Here is a 17,913-nt window from a genome sequence, read left to right as displayed (position 1 = left end):
TCCCCGCCGTCCCCGCCGCCCCCGGCGAGGACGCGGGCGAGGGCGCGGGCGCGGGGGGCGACCGTGCTCCGGCCGGTGCCGGTGCCGGTGCCGGGACGGACGCGCGGTCGGGCGGGCACGCGCGGTCGGGCGGGCTGGGCGTGTCGGCCGACCGGCAGCGTGTCCCCGGCAGCCGCCGGAGGTCGGTCGACCCCGTCAAGGCACTGCTGCACCGCCACCGTGAGCTGTGTGAGCGGGCCGTGGACCCGCTGGAGATCGCCGCGGGGCTGGAGGCACACGGAGTCACCGACCGGACCGCCGCCCGCTTCCGGCACCGTGACGTCTTCTCGCTCGCCGAGGAGCTGTACGCGCGCGTGCCCCGCGACGCCGAGCCACGCCCGGCGCCCCGGTCCCTGCCCGTACCTCAGGCCCGCGTCGGCTGGGTGCTGCTCACCCTCCTCCCCGGCGTGCTCGGCGCCGCCACGGTGGCCGGACTGCGCCTCACCCACGGACACGTCCGCCCGCCGGTGGCCCTCGCCGGCCTCCTCGTCGTCGGCCTCGCCGTCCGCGCGGCCCTGCGGCAGGGCCCGCTCGCCGGTCCGCCCGCCACGCGCGCGTGGCGCACCACGGCCGTCCCGCGCGCGTGGACGCTCTGGCTGCTCGGCTACGCCCTGGCCGGTGACGGCCTCCTCCACGCCGTCCTGACGGGCGGACCGGACGCCCTGCCCACCGGCGCCCCGACCGGACCGTGGCCCACCGCCACCGCGCCCGCCCTCGCCCTTCTGCTGGCCTGCGCACCCGCGGCCTGGTCCGCCCGGATCCTCGCCGCCGGCGCCCGCCGCAGGCTGGCCGGCAGCCGGGGTCTGGCGGAGTTCACGACCGCCGCGAGACCGCTGCTGCTCGGCGCGTTCGTCCTGTTCCTGGGCGTCCTCGGGGCGCTGCTGGCACTGTGCGGCAGCGTCCTGCACGAGCCGGCGGCCTACCCGCAGGCCCTCACCCTGGGCGCCCTCCTGCTGCTCGCCCGCCTGCTCACCGTGCACCGGCACCGGCGCGCCCCCGCCCTCACGCTGGGCGCCGCGGCGGTCACCGAGGCGGTGGCCCTCGCGCTGCCGACGGCCGGCCGGCTGCCCGGCTGCGCCTTCCTGGCGGTCCCCGTCGAGACCCTCGTCGGCGCCCTGGGCGAAGCCGCCGTACCCGCACTCGCCTGCGGCACCGCGGCCCTGGCCCTGCTGTGGCACGCGGGCCGCACCCTGACCCGGGCCTCGGCCCACGCCCCCACGGGAGCACCCGAGTGACCCTTGCGCCCACCGGTCCGACCCACCGCCGGAGGCACCCGCACCACCCCTCTGAAGGAGAACACCAGATGACCACCTCCCGATCCGGAGCGCCCGGAGCGTGCGAAGCCACCGGAACCACCGGTGCCGCCGCAGGAGCCGTCGCAACGGCCGGTACCACCGGCGCGCACACCCCGGGAGCCGCACGATGAGGGTCCTGCTGATCGGAGCCAACGGGTTCATCGGCCGATTCGTCGCCGACCGCCTGCTCGCCGACCCGGCCGTCCAGCTCACCGCGCTCGGCCGCGGCGACGACGCCGACGTCCGCTTCGACCTCGCCACCGGCAGCCCCGGCGCCCTCACCCGCTTCCTCGACGCGGTCCACCCCGGGGTCGTCGTCAACTGCGCGGGCGCGACCCGCGGCGGGGCCCGTGAACTCACCCGGCACAACACCGTCGCCGTGGCCACCGTGTGCGAGGCGCTGCGGCGCAGCGGCTGCGGTGCCCGTCTGGTGCAGATCGGCTGCGGTTCGGAGTACGGCCCGAGCCAGCCCGGCTCCTCCACGGCCGAGGACGCCGTACCGCGCCCCGGCGGCCCGTACGGCGTCAGCAAGCTCGCCGCGACCGAACTGGTCCTCGGCTCCGGCCTGGACGCGGTCGTCCTGCGCGTCTTCTCGCCGGCCGGTCCCGGCACCCCGGCCGGCTCCCCGCTCGGCCGGCTCGCCGAGGCCATGCGCCGCGCCATGCAGTCCGGGGACGGCGAACTCAAGCTCGGCGGTCTCGGCGTCCAGCGCGACTTCATCGACGTACGCGATGTCGCGCGGGCCGTGCACGCCGCCTCGCTCTCCGCCGCACAGGGCGTGATCAACATCGGCTCCGGCCGCGCCGTCCGCCTCAGAGACGCCGCCGCCGTCCTCGCGCGCGTCGCCGGGTACGGCGGCGCCCTCCACGAACTCGACGCCCCGCCCGGGCCGCTGCGCACCGCCATCGGTCACCCCCGCGCCGACTCCGAGCACGCGGCCCCGATGGCGTACCCCTACCCGGACGGCTGCGGAAGCTGGCAGCAGGCCGACGTGCGCACCGCCCGGGACCGGCTCGGCTGGCGCCCGCGCATCAACCTCGAAGAGTCCCTGGCCGACATCTGGATGGAGGCGGCATGCCGCATCTGACCAGCACCACCTCCGACACCACCGGCACCGCCGTCCGCACCGCGCTCGGCGTGCCGGGCTACGCCCACCCGCTCGTCGCCCCCGCCCAGTGGAACGAACTCGCCCGCCCCGGCACCCCGCTGGACTGGGTCGTCCTCGACGTCGCCGCCGGCCCCGGCACCCGCCCCGACCCGCACTGTCTGCAGGCCGCGGGCCGGCTGCGCGCGGCGGGCGTCCGCGTCCTCGGCCACCTGGACCTCACCTACGGGGCCCGTGGCCTCGGCGACCTGCTCTCCGACGCCCACCGCCATCTCGACTGGTACCGAGTCGACGGCTTCCTGCTGGACCGCTGCCCCACCGAGCGCACCGCGCTCACCGAGGTCCGCCGCGCGGTCGCCACGCTGCGGGCGATCAGCGACGGCGCCCACGTCGTCCTCGGCCACGGCCGCCACCCGCACCCCGGCTACGCCGAGCACGCCGACCAGCTGGTGACCTTCGCGGGCCCCTGGGCCGACTACCGCTGGTCGCAGGTGGCCGAGTGGACCGCCGACTACCCGCCGGACCGCTTCTGCCACTTCGTGCACGGGGTGCCCCGCGCCCATCTGGACGAGGCGCTGCGGATAGCCCGCTGGCAGGGAGCGGCGACGATCTACTTCACGGACCGCACCGACGGAGGCGGGCGCACCGACCCGTGGGAGACGATGCCCGGCTACTGGGACGAAATCGTCTCGCTTGTCGGAACGGGTGTCTCGGAATGAAGAAGGCCGTGGCAGTGTTACCAGGAGAACAACTGTAGTGATCGACCGACCAACGGAGTCCCCGTGTCGCTGCCACCCCTGGTCGAGCCGGCTTCCGAGCTCACCGTAGACGAGGTCCGCAGGTACTCCCGCCACCTGATCATCCCCGATGTGGGCATGGACGGGCAGAAGCGGCTGAAGAACGCCAAGGTGCTCTGTGTGGGCGCCGGCGGCCTGGGCTCGCCGGCGCTGATGTACCTGGCCGCCGCGGGCGTGGGCACCCTCGGCATCGTGGAGTTCGACGAGGTCGACGAGTCGAACCTGCAGCGCCAGATCATCCACAGCCAGGCGGACATCGGCCGCTCCAAGGCGGAGTCCGCGCGCGACACCGTCAAGGGCATCAACCCGTACGTGGACGTGATCCTTCACGAGGAGCGGCTGGAAGCCGACAACGTGATGGACATCTTCAGCCAGTACGACCTGATCGTCGACGGCACCGACAACTTCGCGACCCGCTACCTGGTCAACGACGCGTGCGTGCTGCTGAACAAGCCGTACGTGTGGGGCTCGATCTACCGCTTCGACGGCCAGGCGTCCGTCTTCTGGTCCGAGCACGGCCCCTGCTACCGCTGCCTCTACCCGGAGCCCCCGCCCCCCGGCATGGTGCCCTCCTGCGCCGAGGGCGGCGTCCTCGGCGTGCTGTGCGCGTCCATCGGCTCCATCCAGGTCAACGAGGCCATCAAGCTCCTCGCCGGCATCGGTGAGCCGCTGGTCGGCCGCCTGATGATCTACGACGCCCTGGAGATGCAGTACCGCCAGGTCAAGGTCCGCAAGGACCCCGACTGTGCGGTCTGCGGTGAGAACCCGACCGTCACGGAGCTCATCGACTACGAGGCCTTCTGCGGCGTCGTGTCCGAGGAGGCCCAGGCGGCGGCGGCCGACTCCACGATCACTCCCAAGCAGCTCAAGGAGTGGATCGACGACGGCGAGAACATCGAGATCATCGACGTCCGCGAGCCGAACGAGTACGAGATCGTCTCCATCCCGGGCGCCAAGCTGATCCCGAAGAACGAGTTCCTCATGGGATCCGCCCTCGGCGGCCTCCCGCAGGACAAGAAGATCGTCCTGCACTGCAAGACGGGTGTCCGCAGTGCGGAAGTCCTCGCGGTCCTGAAGTCCGCGGGCTTCTCCGACGCGGTCCACGTCGGCGGCGGCGTGATCGGCTGGGTCAACCAGATCGAGCCGGACAAGCCGGTCTACTGATCACCGGCTCCGCTGACCAGCGAGGCTGAGGAAGCCCACGGCTCTGACGTGCTCAGGGGCCGTGGGCTTCTGTCGTTGCCGGCTGCCCTCGGACGGCCCCAGGACGGGCCGAGAGTGAGCGCCGCAGCGCTTCTGCGACTGCCGTACGCGCTCTTACGGCAGGCTGCCGAGGGCTGCACAATCGCCATATGCCGGACAGCACGCTGTGGGTGGCCTGCCTTACCGCGGGCACAGCTATCGCAGCCAGTTGGGTGACAAGTCACGGCAGCCTACGCGCTGCAAGGGAGCAGGCGCATGCTTCTGCAGCGGCCCAGCGGGCCAACACTTTGGCCCAGTCACGCCGAGACTCGTACATAGGGGTAGTCGACCAAGCGCATCGCATGGGCGCGTTGTACCGGGAACTGCCGGGCGTCCTATCCATGCCGGCCGGCTCCGACAAGGAAGCTGCTGTACAGGAGCACGCTAAGCGTCTACGCGAAGCCTACGGCCCGTTCACGCGCGCCTGTGACGTGATGATCGTTGACGGCGGCAACCCCGTGGCCGAGGCGGTCAAGGCTGTCTTCAGGAACTCCCGGGCGATCTACATGGGTCTGCTCACAGGGGCGGACGGGGATGAGGCCAGCACTCTCTATGACGCGGCTGTCAGGGCGTACTGGGACTCCGTGAACGCGATGGTATGGGAGATGCATCACGAGGCGAACTGCGACAGAGCTGACAGCCCGCTGCGCGCGACTGTGCACGATCCGTGGCGCCCGATCTCTCCTGGATCCCAGCGCCGCGGCCGGAGGGTGTGATCGCCAGCAGTACGACCGACCACCTCTCTGGGAGTTCGTTCCGCCCGGCCTGGTCGGGCATAGCGTCGATCGTCGGTATCGTCCGCGACCGCTGTGTGCCGCTCTTATCCGGGGTCGTTGATGTCAGCGTTGGATATCAGCGGAACAGCCCCGGCACCGGACATGCCTCAAAACGCTCATCCGGCCTGCCGTTGTCTGTTGTCGTTGAGGTGAGCGATAGATATCGGTCGGCGCCCTCCACCCGGCTGTCGCTTCCAGCTCTCGCCGTGGTCCGATGGCGACCAAAGGTGGTAGTGGGTTCTGGGTGTGGGCCCAACCGATGCCGGTGGCCCCCCTCGGGCCCAGCCTCGCGAGACCAGTCAGGCACTGAAACTTCAAGGGGGAACATGCAGTGGTCGACGATGGTGGCGACGGCTGTGGGCACGGTTCTTGGTGTAGTGAGCACGCTTGTTGCTGACCACATCCGGTGGAACCGCGACACGTCGGAGCGGGATCGCGAGGCGCTGCGCACCGCCTTCACGGGGTACCTCACAGCGCTTGCTCAGGCCCGGGACGCGTTCTCCCGGACCGAACCCTCTCCCGAACGTGTTGGTAAGGGCCACGTCGCCATTGGAGAGCATGGTGTGTACGGGGCACAGCAGCAGCTGGAGTGATGGCCCAGCGGCCGGTGGCCGACATGGCCGGCCGGGCCACCCTGAGCGTGCTCGACTTCCACGACGTGGTGCTGGCTGGTCACGACTCGGACTCTGCGGAGTACCTCCATGCCTGGCGGGCCGCTCGTGAGAATCGACAGGCACTGATCGAGGAGATGAAGAAGGCCCTGCGGCGATCCTGATGAGGCGGGTTTGCATCAACGACCTCTTCTCCCCGAATCAACGTGGGCGCGGCCTCCTCCTCGGCTGGTGTGCCTTTCACCTGCTGCGACGGTACGCAGACGTCCGAGCTTGTCCGCTGCTGTCCGTCGGCTTCGTCACGCAGTCAGACACCTACCGCGGGCGGGTTCCTCAACTGCCGCACACCTTGCCGTCCTTCGGTACCGATCCGTTCAGCAGGTAGGCGTTCACGGTCGAGTCGACGCAGTCGCTGCCTCTGCCGTACGCCCCGTGTCCCTCGCCCTTCCAGGTCAGTTCGACGCCGACACCCCGGCCCAGCTCCTCGGCCATCCTGTGCGCGCCCTCGTACGGTGTGGCCGGGTCGCCGGTGTTGCCTATCAGCAGGATCGGAGCGGCACCCGGTGCGGCGACCTCGGGGGTGTCGTACTGGCCGGGCACCGGCCAGTCGTGGCACCAGCCCGCGGTGTCCCAGCCCAGGAAGTCCCCGAACACCGGCGATATCCGCTCGAACCGGGCCAGCCGCGCCTTCGTCCGGGCGGGCGTGGGCCGTTGTCGTTCGTCCAGGCACGATATGGCCCGCTGGGAGTGCGACACCGTGCTGTAGTGCCCCGAGGCGTCGCGGTCGTCGTACTCGTCGGCCAGGGCCAGCAGTTGCGAACCGTCACCGTCCTCCGCCGACTTGAGGGCGTCGGTCAGCCTCGGCCAGCTCGACTCGCTGTACAGCGGGAGGATGATCCCGGTGACCGCGAGCGACTGGGTCAGTTTCCGCCCCGACGAGGTCGGCAGCGGTGCGGTGTCGAGCCGCTTCAGCAGGGCGGCTGTCTTCCGTGCGCCCCGTGCGGTGTCCTGGCCGGTGGACGCGAAGTAGTCGTCCAGCGCGCGCTGGAAGCCGCGGGCCTGGTTCTCGGCGTGGCCCACCGCGTCCGCGGTCGGGTCGACCACCGCGTCGAGCACCAGCCGGCCCGTCCGGCGGGGAAACAAGTGGGCGTGCACGCCGCCGAGTTCGGTGCCGTAGGACATGCCGAAGTAGTGCAGCTTCTGATCACCGAGGACCTGGCGCATCAGGTCCATGTCGCGTGCCGTGTCCGTGGTGGACACGTGGGCCAGCAAGGGCCCGGCGGCCTTCCGGCAGCCCTCGCCGAAGTCGGCGGCGTCCTGGAGGTACGCCCTCTCCTCGGCCGGTGTGTCCGGTGTGGCGTCCACCGCCTCGGCGGCCTCGATGTCCCGGTCGCCGCGGCAGCGCACACCCTCGCTGGCGCCGGCCCCGCGCGGGTCCCAGCCCACCAGGTCGTAGCGCTCGTGGAGCGCGGAGACGGATGGCTCGAAGTACGGCATCGCCGACACACCCGAGGCACCGGGGCCGCCGAAGTTGAACAGCAGCGATCCGATGCGGTCACCGCCGGTCGCCCGGGCCCGGACGAGGGCGAGGCCGATCGTCCTGCCGCCCGGATCGGACCAGTTCAGAGGCACCTTGAGCGTCGCGCACCGCCACGTGTCACCCGGCGCGGGGGAGCTGTCGGTGGCCTTGCAGCGGTGCCAGTCGAGGCGCTGGGAGGTGAGGGAGGACGGAAGAGCCGCCGAGGACGGGGTGGCCGTGGAGCGCGCCGCCGAGGGGGGCGGTGAGCCGCTCCCCTTGCCCTCGTCCCCTCCCGTGCCGGACGCGCCCCCGCACCCGGTGAGCAGCAGTCCTGCCGCCAGCGCGGCGGCCCCTCGCCGATGTCGCGCCATGCGCACCCCCCTGACAGGCCGCCGCGTCGTGCCGCGCCGGGCTTCACACGCCATGGTAGGCGGCTCCGCACCGGCCGGTGAGGGCCTGTGGATAACCCTTTGACCTGCTGTTTCGCCCGGCTGCCGGAGGTCGGTCAGGAGCAGACGACGCCGGCCTTCGGCACCTTCCCGTCGAGCAGGTAGCCGTTCACCGCGCTCTGCACGCACTTGTTCTTGCTGTCGTAGGAGCCGTGCCCCTGCCCCTTGTAGGTCAGCTCCACGCCGACCCCCTTGCCGAGCGCGTCCACCATCTTCCTCGCGCCCTCGTACGGTGTGGCCGGGTCGCCGGTGTTGCCGACGACGAGGATGGGCGCCGAGCCCCGTGCGCTGACGTCGGGGTGATCGGCGGCGCCCGGTACCGCCCAGTCGGTGCAGCTGAGCATGCCCCAGGCCATGAAGGGCCCGAACAGCGCGGAGGCGGCACGGAACTCGGGCAGTTTCCGCTGCACGTAGTCGGTGGTGTACCGCGGTTTGGCGTCGGAGCAGCTGATGGCGGTGTTCGCCGCCAGGAGGTTGCTGTACTCGCCGTTCTCGCTCCGGCCGTTCAGCGAGTCGGACAGCAGCATGAGGACCTTGCCGTCGCCGTCGTACGCCTGCTCCAGCCCCTCCGTGAGGTACTCCCAGAAGTCCTTCGAGTACAGGGACTGCGCGATCCCGTTGGTGGCCTGGGTCTCGGTCAGCCGGCGCGGGAAGATGCCGGGGATCGGCTTCTTCTCCAGGTCGGCGAGCAGTTTCGCGATGCGGGCCTTCACGTCCTGCTCGGTGTCGCCGATCGGGCATTCCGTGGTCTCGTCGGAGGTGCAGTCCTTGGCGAAGTTGTCGAGGGCGAGCTGGAAGCCCTCGGCCTGGCCGAGCGCGCCCTGTTCCGGGTCCTGCGTGGGGTCGACGACGGCGTCGAGGACGGCCCGGCCGACGTGCCCGGGGAACAGGTGGGCGTAGACGCCGCCGAGTTCGGTGCCGTAGGAGATGCCGAAGTAGTGCAGCTTCCGGTCGCCGAGGACCTGGCGCATCAGGTCCATGTCGCGGGCCGCGTCCGTGGTGCGGACATGCGGGAGGATCTTCTTGGAGTTCTTCTCGCAGGCCGCGTTGAACCGCTTGGTGCGCTCGAGGAACCGGGCGCGTTCGGCCTTGTCGTCCGGGGTGGCGTCCTGCTGGAAGTAGACGTCCAGTTGGGAGTTGCTCTCGCACTGCACCGGTGCGCTGCGGCCGACTCCCCGCGGGTCGAAGCTGACGAGGTCGTAACGGGTGCGCAGGGCGGCGTAGTCCGCGGCGAACGAGGGCAGCGTGATGACGCCGCTGCCGCCGGGGCCGCCGAAGTTGAACACCAGCGAGCCGAGCCGTCGTTCCTCGGGCCCGCTGGCCCGGGCGCGGATCAGGGCGATGCCGATCGTGTCGCCCTTGGGCCTGCTCCAGTCCAGCGGCGCCTTCATGGTCGCGCACTGCCACTCGCCGCCGCTCGGCAGCGGGGACGGGGCGCTGCCGCCGCCCTCCGCCTCGGAGGGGGCCGGACAGTCCTGCCAGTCCAGTTGCTGCGCCGTGAGGTCCCCGTTCTCGGCCCTTCCGCCGCAGCCGGCCAGCACGGCGGAGAGCAACGCGGTGGTGGTCAGCGCGGCGGCACGCAGCCTGCAGGGGTTCACCATATTCACATGGTGGGGGCACCCGGGCGGGCCCGCGCGGGGCACGAGCCGTCCGGGGTACCTCACCCGGCGAGGGTGCTCACAGGGCTCCCTTGCGGGTGAGGTGGTTGAAGGCCAGCCAGCCCGGCAGCACGGGCAGCCACAGGGTCAGCAGCCGGAACAGCAGCACGGCCGGCGCGGCGACCTCCTTGGGCAGGCCGACGGCGATCAGGCCGACGGTGAGGGTCGCCTCGACGGCGCCCACGCCGCCCGGGGTGGGCGCGGCGGAACCGAGCGCGTTGCCCGCGAGGAAGACCACGGCCACGCTGGCGATGCTCAGCGACACCGAGCCGTCGCCGAAGGCCCGGATGGAGGCGTCCAGGCACATCACGAAGCAGGCGGTCAGCAGGAGCATGCCGCCGATACCGGTGACGAGCTTCTGGGGCCGCTGGAGCACGTCGAGCATGCGCGGCACGACACCGGCGAACAGCGACCTCACGCGCGTGACGACGAATTTCCGCAGGAACGGCACCGACGTGACCACGAGGACCAGTACGGCCACGGTGAGCAGACCCGCGATGACCGTGCGGGACGGCGACAGCGACGGTGTCTTCTCGGTGCCGGTCAGGTAGCCGAACGACAGCAGCATCAGGATGTGGCAGCCGAGCCCGAACAGCTGCGACGCGCCGACACTCGCCACCGCCAGCCCCGGGCGCACGCCGGCCCGCTGCAGGAAGCGCGTGTTGAGGGCCACCCCGCCCACCGCGGCCGGCGCCACGATCTTCACGAACGACCCGGCGACCTGCGCCCCCACCGTCCGCAGGAACGGCACCCGCTCCGGCACGAACCCGAGCAGGGCCATCGCCGCGGCGACGTAACTGAGTGCGGAGAACAGCACGGCCGCGATCACCCAGCCCCACTGGGCCTGTGCGAACAGCGTGCCGAACTCGATGTGGGTCAGCTGGGTCAGCAGGAAGTACGCGCCGATCGCACCGGCGATGAAACTTATGAGCGTGCGCGGCCGGATCCGCTCCAGCCGGGCCGGTTCCACGGGCGCCTGGGGCCTGATCCGCAGCACCTGGTGCCGGATCTGGGTGAGCAGATCCTCCTCGCGGGCCTCGTCCAGGGCCTCGTCGATGGCCCGCTTCTCCGCGCGCTGCTCGGCGCGGACCGCCTTCTTGTCGGGCTTGTCCAGGTCGGGCGCGGTCGTCCCGGACTCCTCCTCGCGGGCCGACTTCGCCTGCCGGGACGCTTCGAGCACCGCGTCGCGCTCGCGCTGGGCGCGCTCCCGGGCCAGCCGGCGCAGCGTCGCGCGCGTGGAGCGGGTCAGCGCGATCGGCTGGAGCATCGGCAGACAGTCGGCGACCGCGTCCGGGCCGAGCACCTCGACCGCCGAGGCGACGGCACGCTCGGCGCCGACCCGCAGGCCGAGCGTGGTGACCAGCTGGGCGACGTCCATACGCAGCAGCAGCTCACCGGCCGCGATCTCGCCGCCGCGCAGCTCGGTGAGGATCACCTTGCCGGAACGATCCACCAGAATCGCGTCACCCGCGAGCCTGCGGTGCGCGATCCGCCGGGACTGCAACGCCTGCACCTGGTGCCAGGTGTGGCGCAGCAGCTCGTCGGTGATCTCGTCGTCGGCCAGCGAGTCCAGGGTGCGTCCGCCGGTGTGCTCGTAGACGAGCATGACCGCGTCGGGGCCGAGTTCGGCGGTGGCGATCAGCTTGGGCGCGTTGGCGCCCGCCGCGATCGCCGCGTACGCCAGCAGGGCCTCCTGCTCCAGGGCCTGGCGCAGTGACTGGAGGCTGGAGCGGGTGGCGAAGCCGCGCAGCGTCAGGTTGCGCCACGCGCGGTAGAAGAAGCCCTGCGCCTGCTGTTCCCGGTCGACGACGGTGACGTCCAGCGGCGGGCCGTCCTCCAGGGTGACGAAGTAGCGCCGGCCCCGGTCGCCGTTCTCCGACTCCGTGACGTCCTCCCGGGCCGCCTTGACCGGGTGGAAGCCGACGTGCCTGAGGCCCGCCATCAGGTTCTGGCCGGTCGGGCGCACGTTCGGGGAGCCGACCGCGTACAGGGTGCCGTAGGCGACGGTCCAGCCGATGAGCACCGTCAGGATGATCGAGAAGGGGGTCGTGTAGCCGGTGACCAGCATCGAGAACGCGTCGAGCAGCAGCACGATCCACAGCACCGCGCGCCATCTGGGCCTGCGTGACATGCCGACGGCCGACATGTAGGCGATCACGGGCGCCAGATAGCCGTGCACCGGATCGGTCAGGGCGTGGATGTCGCCCGGTGAGGGCTGGGTGAGCGCTTCCTGGATCGAGTCCGGGGCGGCGCGGGCGACCCAGAGGTCGGTGGCGAGCGTCACGCCGTGGGCCAGGACGGCCGCGAGGACGCCGTCGGCGATGCGCAGACCGTCCCGTTTGATCAGCCGTTCGATCGCGAAGGCGACCGGCACCAGCAGGATCGCGATGCTGGACGCCAGCCCCGCAATCTTGATGAGCAGGTCCGGTGCCTGCCCGGTGCCCTTGTTGATGTCCTGTTCGAGGCCCGACGTGGTGCCGTGCGCGAACGCGGCGATCGCCAGCAGCACGACGATGGCGAGCACGCCCACCAGGAGCCGCATGAGGTCGGAGGGGCGGTGCACGCGCGCGGGGAGGAGCGGTTCGTCGCCCTCGACCCGCTCGGCGTGCGGGTCGTCGTCCCGTCCGGCGGAGGAGCCGTCGGTGTCGCCCGGCCGGGGGGCCGCGGCCTCGTCGCCCGTGCCGGGCGTCCCGCCGGTGGCATCCGCGCCGCCCTCACGCGCGCGCGTGGCGGCTGTCTCGTCGGCTTCGGTCCCGGCGTCGTCCCCGCGCGCGTGGGCGACGTCGTCCTTCCGGGCGTCGGCGTCCTCCCGGGCGCCGGCGTCCTTCCGGGCGTCGGCGTCCTCCCGGTGCGCTCCGGGGTCGCCCTCACCCGCGCCGGCGGTGTCCGGACGTGCGGAAGCGTCAGGAGTGCCCGCCGCTCCTTCGGGATGCACGCCCTGCTCGTTCATGGTCTCTTCTTGGTCTCGTATCACCAGTCACCGCCCGCACGATGGTGGCATGCCCCACCGGCACACGCGGTCATCAGGGTGTGGATGCGCGGGCGCACAGTCTGCCCGAAGGACCGTCCGGGTGCGAGGGGACGGTGCCCCGCACGCCCGCCGGGACACCGGCGAGGTGCGGCAGGATGGGGCGAATGAGCGAGCAGAGCCCTCCCGAGGACGCCCCCGGGGCGTATGCGGACGCGCTGCCGGAGTACGCCGAGCGGGTCCTCGAGGTCGCCGAGCGGATTCCGGCGGGCCGGGTCATGACCTACGGCGATGTCGCCGAGTGGCTGGAGGAGGGAGGGCCGCGTCAGGTGGGCCGGGTGATGGCCCTCTACGGCGGCGCCGTCCCGTGGTGGCGTGTCGTGCGGGCCGACGGCGTGCTGCTGCCCGGGCACGAGCTGCGCGCGCTGGACCGCTACCGCGCGGAGGGCACGCCGCTGAAGCAGGCGGGCAGGAGCACGCAGGGGCATCTGCCGCGGCTGGACATGCGACGGGCCCGGTGGGACGGCGGCGCGGGCGCGGAGGGTCACACCTGACAGCTTCCGCCATCGGAGGCCGCCGGGACGCACCTGTGGCCCGTTCGGGTGACAGGGGGGACGTCCGTGGCATGCCGTACGTTCGTGAGGAGAGGGATGCGCGAGGCCCGAGCGCCGCGAGGGAAGAACCGGAAGCTCTGCTTCCGTCCGGAGCGGCCGCGTAGCGTCGGCAGCACGCGTCCCCCTCACCCCGCGGTCACCGCCTCGCGCGCCTGACCGCCCGCCCACCAGCACAACCACCAGGACCGGCCGATCACGTGAGCTCCTCTTCCTCCACCAGGCGCCTGCCGCACCCGTCGGTGCGGCAGGGGGGCCGTGGCGCTTACCGACTGGTCCGTACCCCGCCGGCCGTCGTGGACCCCCCTCGTCTGGACGCGGCACAGCGCGCCGTGGTTGACCACCGCACCGGACCACTGCTCGTCCTGGCCGGCCCCGGCACCGGCAAGACCACCACCCTGGTCGAGTCGGTGGCCGCGCGGATCGCCCGGGGCGGCGACCCCGCGCGGATCCTGGTGCTGACGTTCAGCCGCAAGGCCGCCGTCGACCTGCGCGACCGCATGGCCCTGCGCATGGGGGCGGCCCACGCGCCCAGGGCGACCACTTTCCACTCGTACTGCTACGCCCTGGTGCGTGCCCACCAGGACGGCGCCCGGTTCACCGAGCCGCTGCGCCTGCTCTCCGGCCCCGAACAGGACGTCACCGTCCGCGAGCTGCTCGCCGGCCAGCCCGACCTGGAGCGGCTCGGGCTGACCCACGTGCGCTGGCCGGACGAACTGCGCGCCTGCCTGACCACGCGCGGCTTCGCCGACGAGGTCCGTGCCGTCCTCGCCCGCACCCGCGAGCTGGGCCTCGGCCCGGACGCCCTGGACGCCTTCGCGCGCCGCATCGGCCGCCCCGACTGGCAGGCCGCGGCGGCGTTCCTCGCCGAGTACCTCGACACCCTCGACCTCCAGGGTGTGATCGACTACGCCGAACTGGTCCACCGCGCGGTCCTGATCGCCCGCCGCCCGGAGAGCGCCGCACGCCTCGCGGCCCAGTACGACGCCGTGTACGTCGACGAGTACCAGGACACCGACCCCGCCCAGGTGCGGCTGCTGCGGGCCCTGGCAGGCCAGGGGCGCACCCTCGTCGCCTTCGGCGACCCGGACCAGTCGATCTACGCCTTCCGGGGTGCCGACGTGAACGGCATCCTCGACTTCCCGGCCGCCTTCGTACGCGCGGACGGCCGCCCCGCACCGGTCGAGGTGCTGCGCACCTCCCGCCGCTCCGGCGCCGCCCTGCTGGCCGCGACCCGCCTGATCACCCAGCGCATGCCGCTGACCCGGCTGCCCGCCGACAAGGTCCGCGCCCTGCGCGACCCGGCCCCGGTACGCGACGGCGGCCGGGTCGAGGTCCACACGTACCCGACGCCCGGCGCGGAACTGGACAACGTCGCGGACATCCTGCGCCGCGCGCACCTGGAGGACGGCGTCCGCTGGAGCGACATGGCCGTCCTGGTGCGCGCCGGCTCCCGCACCCTGCCGACCCTGCGCCGGGCCCTCACCTCGGCCGGCGTCCCCGTGGACATCGACGGGGACGACCTGCCCCTGCGGCACGAGCCGGCGGTGTCGCCCCTGCTCACGGCCCTGCGCGCGGTGGCCACGGCGGAGGCGGCGCGTCACGGGACGGAACCGGCCGCCGCGGGGGAGGGCACGACAGCCGCCGCGGGGGAGGGCACGACGTCCGCCACGGAAGCAGCGCCGGACGATCCGGCCGAGGCGCCTTCCGCCGCGGGACGAGTCTCCGCCGATCCGGCCGAGGCGCCTTCCGTCACGGGACGAGCCTCCGCCAACCCGGCCGAGGCGCCTTCCGCCGCGGGGCGAGTCTCTGTCGATCCGGCCGAGGCGCCTTCCGCCGCAGGGCGAGTCTCCGCCGACCCGGCCGACCCCGCCGGTGAGGACGGGGTGCGCGGCGCGGAGCCGGCCCCGGACGGTTGCTGGCTCGGCACCGAGACCGCGCTCACCCTGCTCGCCTCCCCGCTCGCCGGCATGGACGCCGCCGACCTGCGCCGCCTCGGGCGTGCCCTGCGCGAGGAGGAGCGGGCCGCCGGGAACCCCCTGCCGCCCCCGTCCGACGAGCTGCTCACACGGGCCCTCGCCGAGCCCGAGCGCCTGGCCGTGCACGACCCGGCGTACGCGCGCGGTGCGCAGCGCCTCGGCGCGCTGCTGCGCAAGGCCCGCGAACGCCTGGCGGGAGGCGGTACGGCCGAGGAGGCGCTGTGGTACCTGTGGGAGGGCACGCCCTGGCCCGCCCGCCTGGAGCGCGCGGCCCGGCGCGGCGGCGCGGCCGGCCGCAACGCGGACCGCGACCTGGACGCCGTGTGCGCGCTGTTCGCCACCGCCGCGCGCGCGGAGGAGCGCACCGGGGGCCGCGGAGCCCTGAACTTCCTGGAGGAGATCGAGGCCGAGGACATTGCCGCCGACACGCTCACACGCCGCGCGGTACGCCCCGACGCCGTCCGCGTGATGACCGCGCACCGCTCCAAGGGCCTGGAGTGGCGGCTGGTCGTCGTCGCCGGTGTCCAGGAGGGCCTGTGGCCCGACCTGCGCCGCCGCGGTTCACTCCTGGAGGCCGACCGCATCGGCCGCGACGGACTCGCCGAACCGCTGACCCCGGGCGCGCTGCTCGCCGAGGAGCGCCGCCTGTTCTACGTCGCCGCCACGCGCGCGCGTGAGCGCCTCGTCGTCACCGCCGTGAAGGCACCCGCCGACGACGGCGACCAGCCGTCCCGGTTCCTGACCGAGCTGGGCGTCGAGCCCAGGGACGTCACCGGCCGCCCCCGCCGCCCGCTGGCCGTCGCCGCGCTCGTCGCCGAGCTGCGCGCCACCACGGTCGACCCGCACGCGACACCCGCGCCGTGTCCGTCAGGCCCGTCCAGGTCAGCATCCGCGGCGGGGCCAGCGGGAAGGTGAACGGCAGCACGAGGGCGGCCGTGGTGACGACCGCGAGGACCCGGCGGGCCCACACGTAGTGCGCGGGCCGGCGGACGTAGAGCCAGACCAGGAAGGCGAGCGTGGCCGGGAAGTGGACGGTCGCGTAGTAGGTGTTCGCCAGATGGACCAGGGTGTCGCCGTGCAGCAGTGCGGACTGGACGGCGTTCTCGTGGGGCAGGTGCGCGGTCCGCTCCAGGTGCCACACGCGGCGGGCGTTGTGGAAGGCCTCGCCGGTGTGGCCCGTGGCCAGCCGGCGGCCGAACTTGTAGACCAGGAAGAGTCCGGCGACCAGCAGGAACTCACGTATCAGAGGCGGGCGTGCCGGGGTCTCCGGTTCCGTTTCCGCCTCCGCAGGCTCGGTTCGGGCATTCATCCCCCGGCCCCTTCGCTGACGGTGGTGCGTGTGGTGGTGCAAGGCGTGGTGCGTACGGGCCGGGATGACCCGGGCCGCATCGATACGTTGTCGTACCGATACGCCAGTGTACCGATACGGTCGAGTACCGGTACACTTGCGTATCGATTGATGTGCGCCACACTGGACACAGGCACGAGTGAGGGGAAGCAGCGCATGACGTCGCAGGCCGCGGACGGACCGGACACGGTCGTCGCCTCGCGCCGCTCCAAGATCACGCCGGAGCGTGAGCGGGAGTTCTTCGACGCCGTGCTGGAACAGATCCGTGAGTGCGGCTACGACTCCGTCACCATGGAGGGCGTCGCCGCCACCACCCGGTGCAGCAAGTCCACGCTCTACCGGCAGTGGAAGACCAAGCCGCAGTTCGTCGCGGCGGCGCTGCGCGCCAGCCGCCGGGTGCGGTTCGCCGGTATCGACACCGGATCGCTCGCCCGGGATCTGCGCCAGGCCGCGCGGGCCGCGGGCGACTGGTCCGGCAAGGACACCCGGCTCCTGCAGGCGCTGGGGCACGCGGTGACGTCGGACCAGGAACTGGCCCAGGCGCTGCGCGAGGCGCTGGTCCACCCGGAGATCGCCGCGCTGGAGGAGATGCTCGACCGGGGCGTGGCCCGGGGCGAGGTCCCCGCGGGCCACCCCGCGCTGGAGTACGTCCCCGCGATGATGTTCGGCGTCCTGCGCGTGCGGCCGGTGCTCAACGGCCAGTACGCCGACGCCGACTACCTGGTCCGCTTCGTGGAGGCCGTGGTGCTGCCCGCGCTCGGACTGAGATGAGACCCAGGCCGCCGTTCACGGGATGACTGAACGGTGACCTGTCCGCGCCGCACCGTGGGGACGGGGGCGGCGCGCACCCCCCGGCCGGGTGGGATTCTCCTTGAGCGGAGGGGGATCCCACCCGGCCGATCCGTGTGTCAGACGTCCTGGCCGGCGCCGCCGCCGGACGAGACCTCGATGCCCTTCAGGATCTCGTCGACGACCGACAGCTGCTGCCCGACGTCGACGCCGAAGCGCACCAGCACGAACTGCCGGGGGTCGTTGGGCGAGGGGAAGGCGACGGACTCGACGTAGCCGTCGGCACCCTTGCTGGTGACGGCCTTCCAGCGCACCAGGTAGCCCTTCTGCCCGGCCACCGTCACCGCCTCGGAGGCCAGCACCTGGTGCGAGACGATCCTGCCGTAGGTGGTGCCGCCGTACGACTGCTCGGCGTTGGCCGCGATGTCCGCCTTCGCCACGGCCTGCGCCGTGTCGCCCTTGATACGCAGCGCCTTCGCCGGAGCGGTGTAGGCGCCGCCCGCGGTGCAGGTCTTGGCCGGGTCGCCCGGGCACTTGTAGGAGGTGCCGGAGGTCACCTGCGCACCGACGCCGATCGACTGCCCGGACCAGCCCTGCGGCACCGGAAGGCTGATGCCGTTGTAGGGGTCCGGCACCGAGCCGCCGCCCTCCACCTTCGGCGCCTCGGACGTCCCCGGCGACGGCGCGCCCCCGCCGGAGCCCCCCGAGCCCCCGGAGCCCCCCGAGC

The 17,913-nt window shown here is 72.8% G+C and carries 12 protein-coding genes and 3 pseudogenes; 10 read left to right on the top strand and 5 right to left on the bottom strand.

Going from position 1 to position 17,913, the window contains the following annotated elements:
• The 7 genes from GT045_RS03545 to GT045_RS39435 form a co-directional block, all read left to right on the top strand.
• Positions 1-1,274, top strand: a 1,274-nt coding sequence (locus GT045_RS03545; RefSeq protein ID WP_237538331.1) for a hypothetical protein, incomplete at its 5' end; no start/stop codon positions are given.
• Positions 1,275-1,461: 187 nt separating this feature from the next.
• Positions 1,462-2,421 carry an NAD-dependent epimerase/dehydratase gene (locus GT045_RS03540; RefSeq protein WP_161287418.1) on the top strand — a complete coding sequence of 320 codons (960 nt, stop codon included), beginning with the start codon at positions 1,462-1,464 and terminating at the stop codon, positions 2,419-2,421.
• Positions 2,409-3,158 carry a spherulation-specific family 4 protein gene (locus tag GT045_RS03535; RefSeq protein ID WP_161287417.1) on the top strand — a complete coding sequence of 250 codons (750 nt, stop codon included), beginning with the start codon at positions 2,409-2,411 and terminating at the stop codon, positions 3,156-3,158. Before GT045_RS03540 ends, GT045_RS03535 begins: the two co-directional genes overlap by 13 nt.
• A gap of 63 nt (positions 3,159-3,221) precedes the next feature.
• Positions 3,222-4,400, top strand: coding sequence for an adenylyltransferase/sulfurtransferase MoeZ (gene moeZ / locus GT045_RS03530; RefSeq protein ID WP_161333264.1), 1,179 nt, complete (start codon positions 3,222-3,224; stop codon positions 4,398-4,400).
• 380 nt (positions 4,401-4,780) lie between these two features.
• Entirely contained in the window at positions 4,781-5,194 is a 414-nt protein-coding gene (locus tag GT045_RS03525) for a hypothetical protein (protein ID WP_161287415.1), read from the top strand.
• A 386-nt stretch (positions 5,195-5,580) separates the two neighbouring features.
• A complete protein-coding gene (locus GT045_RS39440; protein WP_237538330.1) occupies positions 5,581-5,847 on the top strand; it encodes a hypothetical protein in 267 nt (88 codons plus the stop codon).
• Positions 5,847-6,029: a hypothetical protein gene (locus tag GT045_RS39435; RefSeq protein ID WP_237538329.1), complete on the top strand. Its 183-nt coding sequence runs from the start codon at positions 5,847-5,849 to the stop codon at positions 6,027-6,029. Before GT045_RS39440 ends, GT045_RS39435 begins: the two co-directional genes overlap by 1 nt.
• Before the next feature lie 169 nt (positions 6,030-6,198).
• Here GT045_RS39435 and GT045_RS03515 read toward each other — a convergent pair whose 3' ends face one another.
• From GT045_RS03515 to GT045_RS03505, 3 genes are all read right to left on the bottom strand, one after another.
• Positions 6,199-7,755 (bottom strand): alpha/beta hydrolase, encoded by a 1,557-nt coding sequence (locus tag GT045_RS03515; protein WP_161333263.1) that lies wholly within the window; start codon positions 7,753-7,755, stop codon positions 6,199-6,201.
• Between the two features lie 134 nt (positions 7,756-7,889).
• Positions 7,890-9,434 (bottom strand): alpha/beta hydrolase, encoded by a 1,545-nt coding sequence (locus GT045_RS03510; RefSeq protein ID WP_161333262.1) that lies wholly within the window; start codon positions 9,432-9,434, stop codon positions 7,890-7,892.
• 76 nt (positions 9,435-9,510) lie between these two features.
• Positions 9,511-12,441 (bottom strand): lysylphosphatidylglycerol synthetase family protein, encoded by a 2,931-nt coding sequence (locus GT045_RS03505; RefSeq protein WP_161333261.1) that lies wholly within the window; start codon positions 12,439-12,441, stop codon positions 9,511-9,513.
• A gap of 185 nt (positions 12,442-12,626) precedes the next feature.
• On the opposite strand from GT045_RS03505, the gene GT045_RS03500 reads away from it, so the two are divergent.
• Positions 12,627-13,013: an MGMT family protein gene (locus tag GT045_RS03500; protein WP_161333260.1), complete on the top strand. Its 387-nt coding sequence runs from the start codon at positions 12,627-12,629 to the stop codon at positions 13,011-13,013.
• 257 nt (positions 13,014-13,270) lie between these two features.
• Positions 13,271-15,901 (top strand): annotated as a pseudogene (locus GT045_RS03490) (UvrD-helicase domain-containing protein); the annotation flags it as partial.
• Here the strand turns inward: GT045_RS03490 and GT045_RS03485 are convergent.
• Positions 15,900-16,358 (bottom strand): annotated as a pseudogene (locus tag GT045_RS03485) (phosphatase PAP2 family protein); the annotation flags it as partial. The pseudogenes GT045_RS03490 and GT045_RS03485 sit on opposite strands and share 2 nt — an antisense overlap.
• Positions 16,359-16,553: 195 nt before the next feature.
• Between GT045_RS03485 and GT045_RS03480 the strand changes: the two are divergent.
• A complete protein-coding gene (locus GT045_RS03480) occupies positions 16,554-17,168 on the top strand; it encodes a TetR/AcrR family transcriptional regulator (protein ID WP_161297702.1) in 615 nt (204 codons plus the stop codon).
• 137 nt (positions 17,169-17,305) lie between these two features.
• Here the strand turns inward: GT045_RS03480 and GT045_RS03475 are convergent.
• Positions 17,306-17,913 (bottom strand): annotated as a pseudogene (locus GT045_RS03475) (hypothetical protein); the annotation flags it as partial.

Source organism: Streptomyces sp. SID486, from assembly GCF_009865385.1.
GTDB lineage: Bacteria > Actinomycetota > Actinomycetes > Streptomycetales > Streptomycetaceae > Streptomyces.
The sequence above is the reverse complement of the archived record's forward strand: the minus strand, read 5'-3'. Positions and strand labels throughout refer to the sequence as shown.